The 11,538-nt window shown below is 44.2% G+C and carries 11 protein-coding genes and 1 tRNA gene; 2 read left to right on the top strand and 10 right to left on the bottom strand.

Translation table 11 applies throughout. The features are described 5' to 3' along the window. Positions 1 to 141: 141 nt before the first annotated feature. Positions 142 to 1,515, bottom strand: coding sequence for a DNA recombination protein RmuC (locus tag AC1DXF_RS11060; RefSeq protein ID WP_477448493.1), 1,374 nt, complete (start codon positions 1,513 to 1,515; stop codon positions 142 to 144). A gap of 245 nt (positions 1,516 to 1,760) precedes the next feature. Here AC1DXF_RS11060 and AC1DXF_RS11065 point away from each other — a divergent pair, with 245 nt between their 5' ends. Then, positions 1,761 to 2,516, top strand: coding sequence for a UDP-2,3-diacylglucosamine diphosphatase (locus tag AC1DXF_RS11065; RefSeq protein WP_477448495.1), 756 nt, complete (start codon positions 1,761 to 1,763; stop codon positions 2,514 to 2,516). A 406-nt stretch (positions 2,517 to 2,922) separates the two neighbouring features. On the opposite strand, the gene AC1DXF_RS11070 is transcribed toward AC1DXF_RS11065, so the two are convergent. Genes AC1DXF_RS11070 through AC1DXF_RS11080 form a run of 3 tightly spaced genes read right to left on the bottom strand, consistent with a single transcriptional unit; the run spans position 2,923 to position 6,081 of the window. After that, entirely contained in the window at positions 2,923 to 3,405 is a 483-nt protein-coding gene (locus AC1DXF_RS11070) for a gliding motility lipoprotein GldH (RefSeq protein ID WP_477448497.1), read from the bottom strand. 1 nt (position 3,406) lies between these two features. Further along, the gene (locus AC1DXF_RS11075; protein WP_477448499.1) at positions 3,407 to 4,933 is read right to left on the bottom strand and encodes a PSP1 domain-containing protein; all 1,527 of its coding nucleotides are present in this window, start codon (positions 4,931 to 4,933) and stop codon (positions 3,407 to 3,409) included. 2 nt (positions 4,934 to 4,935) lie between these two features. Then, the gene (locus AC1DXF_RS11080) at positions 4,936 to 6,081 is read right to left on the bottom strand and encodes a DNA polymerase III subunit (RefSeq protein ID WP_477448501.1); all 1,146 of its coding nucleotides are present in this window, start codon (positions 6,079 to 6,081) and stop codon (positions 4,936 to 4,938) included. Positions 6,082 to 6,294: 213 nt separating this feature from the next. On the opposite strand from AC1DXF_RS11080, the gene ruvX reads away from it, so the two are divergent. After that, positions 6,295 to 6,705: a Holliday junction resolvase RuvX gene (gene ruvX / locus AC1DXF_RS11085; protein WP_477448503.1), complete on the top strand. Its 411-nt coding sequence runs from the start codon at positions 6,295 to 6,297 to the stop codon at positions 6,703 to 6,705. Between the two features lie 79 nt (positions 6,706 to 6,784). On the opposite strand, the gene AC1DXF_RS11090 is transcribed toward ruvX, so the two are convergent. The 6 genes from AC1DXF_RS11090 to AC1DXF_RS11115 all read right to left on the bottom strand — a co-directional run bounded on the left by AC1DXF_RS11090 (position 6,785) and on the right by AC1DXF_RS11115 (position 11,289). After that, complete coding sequence (locus AC1DXF_RS11090) at positions 6,785 to 7,672, bottom strand: PfkB family carbohydrate kinase (RefSeq protein ID WP_477448505.1); 888 nt, start codon at positions 7,670 to 7,672, stop codon at positions 6,785 to 6,787. A 184-nt stretch (positions 7,673 to 7,856) separates the two neighbouring features. Continuing rightward, complete coding sequence (locus AC1DXF_RS11095) at positions 7,857 to 8,939, bottom strand: PAS domain-containing sensor histidine kinase (RefSeq protein WP_477448507.1); 1,083 nt, start codon at positions 8,937 to 8,939, stop codon at positions 7,857 to 7,859. A gap of 334 nt (positions 8,940 to 9,273) precedes the next feature. Then, positions 9,274 to 10,494 (bottom strand): alpha/beta hydrolase, encoded by a 1,221-nt coding sequence (locus AC1DXF_RS11100; protein ID WP_477448509.1) that lies wholly within the window; start codon positions 10,492 to 10,494, stop codon positions 9,274 to 9,276. 172 nt (positions 10,495 to 10,666) lie between these two features. Then, a tRNA-Ile gene (locus AC1DXF_RS11105) sits at positions 10,667 to 10,731 on the bottom strand. Continuing rightward, positions 10,697 to 10,957 carry a GIY-YIG nuclease family protein gene (locus tag AC1DXF_RS11110; RefSeq protein WP_477448515.1) on the bottom strand — a complete coding sequence of 87 codons (261 nt, stop codon included), beginning with the start codon at positions 10,955 to 10,957 and terminating at the stop codon, positions 10,697 to 10,699. Before AC1DXF_RS11110 ends, AC1DXF_RS11105 begins: the two co-directional genes overlap by 35 nt. A gap of 86 nt (positions 10,958 to 11,043) precedes the next feature. Further along, on the bottom strand, positions 11,044 to 11,289 hold the full coding sequence (locus AC1DXF_RS11115; protein WP_477448517.1) for a GIY-YIG nuclease family protein: 246 nt from the start codon (positions 11,287 to 11,289) through the stop codon (positions 11,044 to 11,046). Positions 11,290 to 11,538 lie beyond the last annotated feature (249 nt).

Here is an 11,538-nt window from a genome sequence, read left to right on the forward strand (position 1 = left end):
GGGTGGATTTTTTAGCTTAAAGCGGAAAGCTCAAGGCAGAAAGCCCAAAAGTCTTAACTAAACAGGCTAATACTTTTATCGGTTTTCAGCTTCGCGCCTTTCGCTTTCAGTTTTTTGCTTTCTGCTTTAAGCCTTAAGCTTTCAGCTCTCTTCCCCCAAATACTTATTGTCAATTTGTTTATCGGCTTTTGCACCCAGCTTTTTGATTTTTTCGGCAGTGGTGGTCAGGTTTCCGCGGCCGTCTGATAGTTTATTTACTGCGCTGTTATAAGCATTTTGGGTGTAGGTAATGTTTTTGCCAATGTTATCCATATCGCCTAAAAAGCCCACAAATTTATCGTACATATCGCCGCTTAGGCGGGCTATCTCCAGCACGTTACGGTTTTGGCGCTCCTGTTTCCACATGCTGGCAATGGTGCGCAGGGTAGCCAGCAAGGTAGATGGGCTTACAATCACCACCTTTTTATCCCAGGCGTAGTTAAACAGCTCACCGTCTAGTTGTACGGCTATGCTGAACGACGATTCTATCGGTACAAAAAGCAGTACAAAATCGGGCGAGTTTATTTTATACAAGTCGTGATATTTTTTGGCCGATAAACCGCCAATATGGTTTTTAATCGATTCTACATGCGCTTTGGCAAATAGCTTACGGTCTTCTTCGGTTTCGGCGCTTATCAGCCTTTCGTAAGCTATCAGGGAAACTTTAGAGTCGATGACCAGGTGTTTTTCGTCCGGCAGGTCTATAATTACATCGGGCTGATAGCGTGTGCCGTCGTTGGCCTGCATGGCGGCCTGTATGCGGTACTCCTGGTCCTTCACCAGGCCCGACCGTTCCAATACCCGCTCCAGGATCACCTCGCCCCAGTTGCCTTGCTTTTTGTTGTCGCCCTTAAGCGCCCGGGTTAAATTCTGAGCCTCGTCGCTAATCTGTTTGTTCAGGTCCATCAGCTGGGTTATCACGCCTTTCAGCGTGTTGCGCTCGGCGGCCTCCATATTGTAAACTTTCTCTACCTTATCTTCAAAAGCTTTCAGATTTTCTTTAAGCGGGTTCAAAATCTGGTCAAGATTGTTGCGGTTTACATCAATAAACTCTTTTGATTTTTCTTTCAGCAGCTTTTCGGCCACATTTTCAAACTCCCGCTGAAACTGCTTGCGAATTTGTTCTATCTCCACCTTTTGCTCCTGCATCTTTTCCTGCTGCGAGGTATAGTACGCGCGGGCGTTCTCCAACGATTTATTGGCGGCGGCCAACTGGGTGCGCTCATACAGCAACTCATCCAGCAGCCGGTTTTTCTCGTCCTTTAAAAACTGGGTAATGTTTTCTTTTTCACCGGCCAGGCCGCTGGCCTTTTCTTCGGCTCTGGCCAAAGCAATTTTAAGCTGATCGCTCTCTGAGCGCAGCCGGTTTAAATCGTCTGCCGATATCAATTCAAGGGCTTTGGGCTTTTTAATAAACAGCAAAACGGCTATCAGCAGTATAACAACCGAGGCAATAATCAGTATCTCTGAATTCATTTTGATAAAAATATTAGCAAATTTAGGTTAATATTTTTAGTAATCGCAAAGGAGTTAGCTTAATGGCACGGCGGCGACGACTCACCCCCACGAGGCTACGCTGGCCCGGGTGAGTCGTGACCGGCATTCAAACCGATGGTTTCGTCATGGGCCATTCGTTTCAGCATTCCGACATCGGGGAGACCACATATCCTCGCCAAATCCCCATTTTTTCCTTTCGCCCAATAACCGTATTTTTGCCGCCTATGCCATCCCGTAACAAACTTTATTTTGCTTCTGATTTTCATTTGGGCGCCGGGGCGCTTGCCAATAGCCGTGATCGTGAAGACAGGATAATACGCTGGCTGGATACCATAAAAACGGATGCTGCCGAACTTTTTTTAATGGGCGACGTGTTTGACTTTTGGTTTGAATACAAAACCGTTGTCCCTAAAGGATATATCCGGTTTTTAGGCAAGCTGGCCGAACTTGCCGACTTAGGCGTAAAGCTTTATCTGTTTAAAGGGAACCATGATATGTGGATGTTTGATTACTTTGAAAAGGAACTTGGCGCCACTATCATCAGCGATGAATTAAAAATAGAGAGTGGAGGCAAAAAATTCTTCCTGCATCATGGTGATGGGCTTGGGCCGGGTGATAATTTTTATAAAGCGCTAAAAGTTTTTTTTCGCAGCCGGTTTTGCCAATGGCTGTTTGCGCGAATACACCCCAACCTGGGTGTGGGAATAGCCAATTACTGGTCGACTCATAGCCGTATTAGCAGCGGCAAAAAGAAAACAGGTAAACCCGGTGAGCAGGAATGGTTGGTTGTATTTTGTCGCGAAGAATTGAAAACCAACTTTTACGATTATCTTATTTTTGGCCACCGTCATAAGCCCTTAGATATACAGATGACACCTGTCAGCCGCTACATCAACCTCGGCGAATGGGTTAACTACAATACCTACGCGGTATTTGACGGGGAGGAGCTGAAGCTGGAGTATTTTGAGAAGCAAGATTGAGCCCCGATAAATAAACGGCTATCCTGAGTAGTAAAATTTCGCGAAATTTTGAAGGGGAAATAACATCCAAAAATAAAGGACTGTCATCCTGAGTAGTAAAATTTCGCGAAATTCTGAAGGTAGAGTGACAAGCCGGCGAAAGACTTACGAAGTTTTTAAAACTTCGTAAGTCTGGGATTTTCAACTTGTCATGGGTAGGAACGAAGGATATATTCGCGAATTTTTCTATCGGTTATGCACGGCTGATAGATCCTTCGTTCCTCAGGATGACAGGAATGTTTCAGGATCTCACAGGAAGGTAGCCGACATGTTGCCCGACCTGCACCTCGCAGGCCCTATAAGTGGGGTGCCGAAATAAATCTGGAACGACTCACTTTTTTAAATCTGCATATAGCAAATGGAATAGTTACTTCGCCTTCTCCACCCGTATACCCACATCACTCACTTCGTGCAGGGGATTGTCGCGCATGTTTTGCTCAATCTCAAAATGATAGATGCCTTTAGCGGGAAATTTGAAACCGCGTTGAAAAGGCACCTGGTAGCTATATAAATTGCCCGATCCTTTGCCAAGCCACTGGCCATCTTTACTGGCAAGCTTCAATTCGTAACGGGTGGTTTTAATGTAGCCGTTTGGGCTTTTTTGATGGATAAGTACAAACAGGTTGGAGTATTTGTAAGTATCGGTTACCCGAAGGTTAAAGTACAGGTTGTAGGCCGCTTTTTCGTCATCTATCTTACAATCAAACTTAGCCCGATTTACGTACGACCAGTTATGATCGGCAATTTGGGTATTGGTATCTATGATTGCGCCGGGATCGGTACAGCTACCCAACAGCATGGTTATTAGTACACATGCCGCCGGGTAAAGTATTTTGATAAACCGTTTCATTTTATTGGGGCGTATTATCCTGTGGCGGGTTATTGTTATTCCGGTTTTGATTATTGGGGCGGTTTGGCCTGTGGCGCCTGTTATTGCCGCCACCTTCCGGTCTGCCGCCGCCTTCCTGTGGTGGGCGGTTACCTTGTTGCTGTGGTTTTGGGCCTTGCTGTGGTCCGTGTTGCTGCTGTGGCCTCGGGCCTTGCTGCGGCCCGTGTTGTTGCTGCGGTTTTGGCCCCTGTTGCTGCGGGCGATTGCCCTGGTTTTGAGGTGGCCTGTTTCCCTTTTGCGGCCGATTGCCCTCGGGGGCACCGGCTGGGCGCTCGGCTACCGGGGCCGCGCCTTGCGGGCGGGGCTGGTTTGCAGGCCTGCCTTCGGCGCCGCCAGGTTTTTGCTGCTGGTTGCGGTTTTTATTGTTGTTGTTTTTCTTTTGATTTTTGGCGCGGTTACGGTCGTCTAAACGGGTAAGGCTGTCTTGCCCAACCACGTTTTCGTAGTCAAGCGCTTTTATTACCTCGGTTTCCTCCATCTCCAGCTCGCCCAGGTCGGCAGGGATAATACCTTCGCGGTTTTGCTGTTGAATTTCCTTAACCTTGGCTATGGGCATCGGTATCCACGCTTCTTCGCGCGGGTAGCTAAACCACATGATCTTTTTAAATATGTCGGTTTTTTGCAAACGGGCATCGCCTTTCTCGGTTTTAAGCACGTTTACATTATCAGGAATGTGCTTCAGCGCATCCATGTAGGTATCCAGCTCGTAATTTAAACAGCACTTAAGCTTACCGCACTGACCAGCCAGCTTCAGGGTATTTAATGATAGGTTTTGGTAACGGGCTGCCGAGGTAGATACTGTTTTAAAATCTGTTAACCAGGTTGAGCAGCAAAGTTCGCGGCCGCAGGAACCAATGCCGCCTAAACGGCTTGCTTCCTGGCGCATGCCTATCTGTCGCATCTCGATCCGGATGCGGAAGGTCTCGGCCATTTTTTTGATCAGCTCCCTGAAATCAACGCGGCCTTCGGCGGTATAATAAAAGGTGGCTTTGGTTTTATCGCCCTGGTAATCCACGTCGCTCAGCTTCATGTTTAGGTTTAAATCAAGGGCCAGCTTGCGCGATTTGTGCATGGTTTCCCACTCCAGGTCCTTGGCCATTTTCCATTTATCCACATCGGCAACGGTAGCACGGCGATAGATTTTTTTAACTACATCGGCCTCTTTTACATGGCGCTTGGTCATTTGCATGCGCACCAGTTCGCCGGTGATAGATACATGGCCAATATCATAGCCGCCTGTGGTAGCTTCAACAGCAACCAGGTCGCCTGCTTCCAGGTAAATATTATCGTTGTTAAGATAAAACTCCTTGCGCGAGCCTTTAAATTTTACTTCGATAATAGGAAAAGGCTTATAATTTGTCGGCATATCCATGTGGGATAGCCAATCGTAAACATCTAATTTGCTGCAACCGTTGGTAAGGCATGAGCCATTACTTTTGCAGCCCGCAGGTGAGCATCCGCCCCCTGTTGAGCAACTTCCACATCCCATAATTAACTTGGTATATATTGACTCCCCGAGGGGATGGTTTTTAAATTTAATATTTTTATAATTTGTAAAGATACATCTAAAAATAAAATTTTAGGATTTGCATTTCTCTCCACATGGTAGTGCGCTTTTTCAAGCTCGGTACTTATATATTGAGCCTTGTTAATATCAAGGACGTTGGTCATTTTTTGAGCTGTTTCCAGCTCCTTTGCCGGCAGGTGCACAAGGTTACCGGCACCGGCCATCAGCAGGCAGCACTCGCGGATAAAACTGATGCCGTAGCGTAAAAAATTCTTTTGGTTTTCGCGCCCCATTTTGGCAAAGCTATCTACAAAAGTTAAAACATCGAGCCCTTTGTTGCTGAAACACAGGCGTAGCCATTGCACAAAAAGTTCGTGGTAGCTTTTGGTATCCTGTTGCAGCATGGTAAGCGCCTCGGTTAAGTTGCCATTGGTAAGGTAGGCAATTTCGCCGGCGGCATCTTCGGTTTGGTGGTGCTCGGCTATCAGGTATTCCTTTACTTCTGCCGAATGCAGGCAGGGTATTTTGATGAGTTGCGTACGGCTCAGGATGGTATTCAGTATCTGGTCCTGGTTTTGGGCCACCAATATAAACAGCGTATTGGGCTGTGGCTCTTCAATAATTTTCAGCAGCGCGTTACCTTCTTTATCCAGATATTCGGGAAGCCAAAGGATCAGGATTTTATAGGCCGATTCGAATGGTTTAAAACTGAGTTTTTTGATAATCTGGTGGCACTCTGCTATATTAATGTTGGCCTGTTTGTTTTCGGCATCCAAATAACCGCGCCAGGTATCCAGGTTCATGTACGGGTTGGCACCAAAAGCTTCACGCCATTGTTCAATAAAAGTAAGTGCTGTATCGTCCTTATGTTTGGCGAAGAAGGGGTACGAAAAATGGAGGTCGGGGTGCATCAGCTTGTTGTACTTGCGGCATGATGAGCATACGCCGCAGGAATCGTCGGGCTGCTTATCTTCGCAACTCAGGTATTGGGCATAGGCAACAGCAAGCGCCAGGCTGCCCGATCCTTCGGGGCCTAAAAACAATTGCGCATGACTTACCCGGTTCTCTGCCACCGAGTTAAGCAACCTTTGCTTTGTTGCCGCTTGTCCAACTATTTGCTTAAACTGCATTTGGTGCAAAATAGTAAATAGATTTGAGATGTGAGATATGAGATTTGAGACGGGAGCCGTGTGTCAGTGCTTCCGGTTAATTTGCACAGTGCCTTTTTGTAAGGGAAAATTGATTTTTACCCAAAAGCAAAAAATCTCACATCTCATATCTCACATCTCCTATCTTTACGCAATGAAATCTCATATCTCACATCTCATATCTCATATCTAAAAATGAGAATCATGGCTTTCGATTACGGTACCAAGCGCATTGGTATAGCGGTTACTGATCCTTTGCAGATTATAGCCACAGGGCTGGATACCGTGCACCCAGTGTATATTGTTGATTACCTGAAAACTTATTTAAAAACCGAGCAGGTGGAGCGCTTTATTGTGGGCGAGCCTAAGCAAATGGATAATACGCCATCGCAATCGGCCATACATGTTAAAGGTTTTGTGGGGCTGCTTAAAAAAACCTTTCCCGAGATCCCTATCGAAATGCTGGATGAGCGTTTTACCTCAAAAATGGCATCGGCTACTATCGCCCAAAGCGGGATGAATAAAAAAGGCCGGCAAAATAAGGAGCTGGTAGACACCATTTCGGCGGTAATACTTTTGCAAAGCTGGATGGCAAAGGCTTATTAGAAACAGTATCAAGTAGTAAGTATTTAGTATCAAGACCGCTGCACCCTTTTTTGGCAAACATAGTGCTGCAGACGAATTGTTAGTAGGCGTAAGTTTTTTCGCCACGGGCAATCAGGTTTAAAACATCATCCTCGGTGCCTGTAAACGGACCAGATGATTCAATTTTAAAACTTGCCATTGCTGCGGCAAACTCACCGGCCTGCTGAAAAGAAGCGCCCTTTATGCGCTGGTACAGGTAGCCGGCCATATAAGTATCGCCGCAACCAGTTGCATCTACAACGGCGGCTGGTTTGTATGCCGGGATATTGTAAAAAACACCATCGGTGTAAATTACAGATCCCATACTGCCCAGGGTAAGTACAACTTCTTTAACGCCCCAATCGGCCAAAATGCGGGCCCCTTCATGGATGTCTTTACTGCCGGTAAGTACTTCGGTTTCGTGTTCGTTGGCTTTCAGGATATCAATGTATTGCAAGGCTTCGCGCTTATCGGCCCAATCTATTGCCACAACGTTTTTATCTTCAACCTTGCGCAGGTAGCCTTGCACATCCAGCGATACTTTGCCGCGGCTGTTTAGTTCCTTAATCAGCTCAACAGGCATGTCATCGGCCAGCAGCGGTCCTAAGTGGAAAATTTGAGCGTCAATTTCCTGTAATTGCTCAACAGTAAAAGGATTGGCTTTTTGCAGTACGCGCTGGGTGCGATGGTCCTGGTTTTCGGAGTAAATGTTTTCAAAATAAACAGAAAGGCCGCAAGCGCAGGCATTTACGTTGATGCCCTTGGCGCGCATTTTTTCGACCACAACCATTTCGCTTTGGGCAAGTGTTGTTACCAGCGTGTAGTTAACATCCATATTGCGGATGGCATTAGAAAAGTAAAAAGAAGTGCCACCGGCCATGTGGGCAGTTACACGGGGCGTTACCACCTTATCCAACGTTATGTGTCCAACGCAACAAATATCGTACATGCTATTATTTATTATTATCAATACCCCACCAGTCAGGATCGAGCCGCAAAGGTATGTAATATGAATGTTTAATTAATGTAAGGTTTTTATTACCCGCTATATAAAGTCGATTGTGAGCTGTTTGTTTTTACATTTTGGATAATGCCGGCAGAAAAAACCTGTTAGAAGTTCCTGGTCGGCAGGGCTAATCTTTAAATGATATGATAAATGTGGCCCCCTCATTTGGCTTGCTCTCGATACTGATTTGCCCACCCAGGCTGGTGATGTGGTTGTAAACCAGGTAAAGCCCGATACCCTTGCTATCATGGTGATGATGAAACGTTTGGTGAAACCCGAATATTTTATCCTTTACGCGTTCCATGTCAAACCCTAAGCCGTTATCGGCAAATATTAGCTGCTTTACGCCGTTATGAATCCTGGTGTTAATGTTGATAACCGGGGCCACACCAGGGCGGGCATATTTTATGGAATTGGTAATCAGGTTTAAAAAAATGCTTTCGAGGTAAGGCTTATTAAAATTGACGACACCGTTCCCGGTAAAGTTAATGGTAACCTCCGAATCCTGTAGTAACGAGTTAAGCGAATGTAGAACGGTATTTAAAGAATCGTTAATGTTTATTTCCTCCAGGTGAACATTCAAGCTATCTTTCTGGCTCAAGATATCTACATAATTGTTTAGTGTTTCTTTCAGGCTTTCTGAAGCCGACCGGAGCATACCGATAAACTCAACGGTTTCCGCGTCCTGTATTTTTGAAACATCGATAAAATTAAAAACCGATAACAGGTTACTTACCGGTGAGCGAAGGTCATGCGATGTAGTGTAGGTAAGCTGTTTGAGGTCGTCGTTTATTTGAGTCAGGTGGGTTATCAGGTTATTGCGTTCGGCCTCCTGTCTTTTTTTATCGGTAATGTTTTTGGCAATGGCAAAAACAAGCCCCTCACTATCAACCGGCATCGATGTCCAGGCGAGCCAGACAATTTCTCCGCTTTTGGTTATATAACGGTTTTCGAAATTTAGAAGCGGGATATCATGCCTGATGTTATCGCGTTTTTTTTCGGTTATTATTTGGTCTTCGGGGTGCACAAAAGAGTTTATTGGCTTTGAAAAAAGTTCCTCATTGGTGTATCCCAATGTTTTTGAAACCGACTGGTTAATCCTTTTAAAAAAACCATCATAACCGGCAATGCAAAAAAGATCAGCTGATAACTCGAAAAAACGTTCGAAATTAAAATCAGCCCCGGTGTTTATATCAGAACTACTTATCATGGGGGCGTACAATTAGCGCAGCTGCCAGGGGATGCAGCTATTATTACATATGGGTTATACGGCGGGGTGATTGAAATGGTTTGGTTTTGGATTTTGCTAACGCCTACGCATCGCCGTAAAGCGTTCCTATAGCTTAATCACCCCCACACACAATAAAACCCCTTAGATTATCTCTAAGAGGCTTTATTTAAGTGGCCCCTACTGTACATATATCGAACCATTTGCTTTCGGATTTGCGTTTAATAGCAGATTTAGACTGAAAAGCTTTTGGGTTCAAATTGTAAATGTGGCAGGTTTCTAATACTACCTTTAATTGGTAGAAAGCTTACCTATATTATTTCTGCAACTCCAACAAACGGGATTTAATTTCATTTGACATGGGATTCAACTCGTTAGCTTTTTTGTACGATGTGATAGCTTTTTGCTTTTCTCCTTTCATAGCATAAGCTGCGCCCAAAGCGGCAAAGGCTTTTGAAGAAGACGGGTAATTAATTGTATTCATTTCCAGTAGCTTAATGCCATTATTTAGGATTTTGGGATTTTTTACTAACCATTGTGCCCAGCTGTTGAAATATGCTTCGTCAGGCAAAATCGGATACCCAAACTTTTGCGATAGTTTTTTATAATGCTCCATAATAATTTCCGGATTAACCTTTTCATCACTTACCGGAGGAAGCTGCCATTGGTGATAGATAAATCGGAGTCCATCATAGTATGATTTAATAGGAACAGTCATATGGCTCTCATTCGGATAGGGCATATATTCGAAATCTAACCCTTTGATGTTGCGCTTTTTGAGCAAGGAATCAAACTTTAAGACATCGGTATGAAACGGCGATCCCGGTGAAGAAGAGTCTTCATTGCCATCGCTTAAAAAAAGCGTTTTCAATAAAGTTGATCCCGCTTTCAATTTTTTGTCCGCGACCTTCAAAAGGAATTTCTGATCCCACCAGAAGGATGGGCTCACGGCAAGGTAAGCATCGAACATATCCGGATAATTAATCAGGCAATTGATAGTTGTCAGAGCTCCGAATGAGTGTCCCGCAAAAATGCGGTAAGGTTGAGTTTTGTAATTTGAATTGACATAGGGTATGAGTTCTTTCTGAATGAATTTAAAAAAATGCTCATTTCCTCCGCTGTTCTTATACGGAGCATCAGCAGTGGTATCCGGTTTTCCAGAATAATCTACATTGCTGTGAGATGGGGTGAGGTCACGGTTACGGTCCGTATTTGCTATTCCAACAACGATCAGTGGAGGAATAACAAATACATCTTGTCGGCTGAGGTATTTAGAATATTCTTCCATCTGGGCGAAATGATTGTCGGCATCCAGAACATAGATCACCGGATATTTTTTCTCAGGATTGGCAGAATCTTTCGGTGCGTAGATCAGTATCCTTCGATCTTCGTTTAGAATGTCGGAATGTATCGTTACAACTTCTCCCTGATCACACTTAATTGGTTCTGCCTTTTGAGCATTTGCTTTAAATGAAAAAAAAAGCGGCATAATAAAAAACACGAATGTGAAATTCTTTTTTAGGAAACCGGATTTCATATGATTGGGAATGGTGAATTAAACCCAATAATAAGGTTTTTCCGGATCATTAACGCGGTTTGGTTGCTGTAAATTTGCAAACAATTTGCATGCACTTTGAAAAGGCAGGAAAGTTCGGGGCAACAATAAAGCCTCTTAGACTATCTCTAAGAGGCTTTATTTAAGTGGGAGTTACTGGGTTCGAACCAGTGCCCCCCCCCGATTATAAATCGGGATGCCCTGAACCAGCTATGAGCTTTTCTATCATTTTACGACTTTTCCACCCTTTAATTTGGCGCTCTCGTTTTATTGCTTCACTCTTCATTGGATGTTCTTCCATCCATTTTATTTCCCAATCTAACATGCCCCCGGTAAACCCTTTATGATTGGTGTTATGCTTTAACAGCCTTTTAGCCACATCTTCACATGAGCCGACATAATATTTGTTTTTTGTTGGCGAATAGATTATGTAAGCAAAATACATGTTGGTAATCTCTTTAAATAGAAAAACCTGATATTTCTATCAGGTTTTTGTGGGAGTTACTGGGTTCGAACCAGTGACCCCCCCGATTATAAATCGGGATGCCCTGAATCAGCTATGAGCTTTTCTATCATTTTACGACTTTTCCACCCTTTAATTTGGCGCTCTCGTTTTATTGCTTCACTCTTCATTGGATGTTCTTCCATCCATTTTATTTCCCAATCTAACATGCCCCCGGTAAACCCTTTATGATTGGTGTTATGCTTTAACAGCCTTTTAGCCACATCTTCACATGAGCCGACATAATATTTGTTTTTTGTTGGCGAATAGATTATGGATCAAGCAGAAATCTTGTGGGGGAATAAAAAAAGTATTTGTTTTGTGGATATAACAATCAACACGAATACTCTTGTCAACTGCATACGAAACCCTCGTCCGTTTAATTTTACCAGAAGGTCTTTTAGAATATTTTGAACTTATGGATGTCCGTTCATCTGAGAGCGGGCAATTGAACATTTACCTGGAAGAAAAGAACCTTGCTCCGTCCGGTTACGATAAATCACAGTTGGAGTCGAAAGGCTTCT

Source organism: Mucilaginibacter sp. P2_A5 (assembly GCF_056404995.1).

Excerpts from the sequence above, each read along its gene's own strand:
- ruvX (WP_477448503.1), top strand. The coding sequence starts at position 6,295 with ATGAGAATCATGGCTTTCGATTACGGTACCAAGCGCATTGGTATAGCG.
- AC1DXF_RS11065 (WP_477448495.1), top strand. The coding sequence starts at position 1,761 with ATGCCATCCCGTAACAAACTTTATTTTGCTTCTGATTTTCATTTGGGC.
- AC1DXF_RS11090 (WP_477448505.1), bottom strand. The coding sequence starts at position 7,672 with ATGTACGATATTTGTTGCGTTGGACACATAACGTTGGATAAGGTGGTA.
- AC1DXF_RS11070 (WP_477448497.1), bottom strand. The coding sequence starts at position 3,405 with ATGAAACGGTTTATCAAAATACTTTACCCGGCGGCATGTGTACTAATA.
- AC1DXF_RS11110 (WP_477448515.1), bottom strand. The coding sequence starts at position 10,957 with ATGTATTTTGCTTACATAATCTATTCGCCAACAAAAAACAAATATTAT.
- AC1DXF_RS11060 (WP_477448493.1), bottom strand. The coding sequence starts at position 1,515 with ATGAATTCAGAGATACTGATTATTGCCTCGGTTGTTATACTGCTGATA.
- AC1DXF_RS11100 (WP_477448509.1), bottom strand. The coding sequence starts at position 10,494 with ATGAAATCCGGTTTCCTAAAAAAGAATTTCACATTCGTGTTTTTTATT.
- AC1DXF_RS11080 (WP_477448501.1), bottom strand. The coding sequence starts at position 6,081 with ATGCAGTTTAAGCAAATAGTTGGACAAGCGGCAACAAAGCAAAGGTTG.
- AC1DXF_RS11075 (WP_477448499.1), bottom strand. The coding sequence starts at position 4,933 with ATGGGATGTGGAAGTTGCTCAACAGGGGGCGGATGCTCACCTGCGGGC.
- AC1DXF_RS11095 (WP_477448507.1), bottom strand. The coding sequence starts at position 8,939 with ATGATAAGTAGTTCTGATATAAACACCGGGGCTGATTTTAATTTCGAA.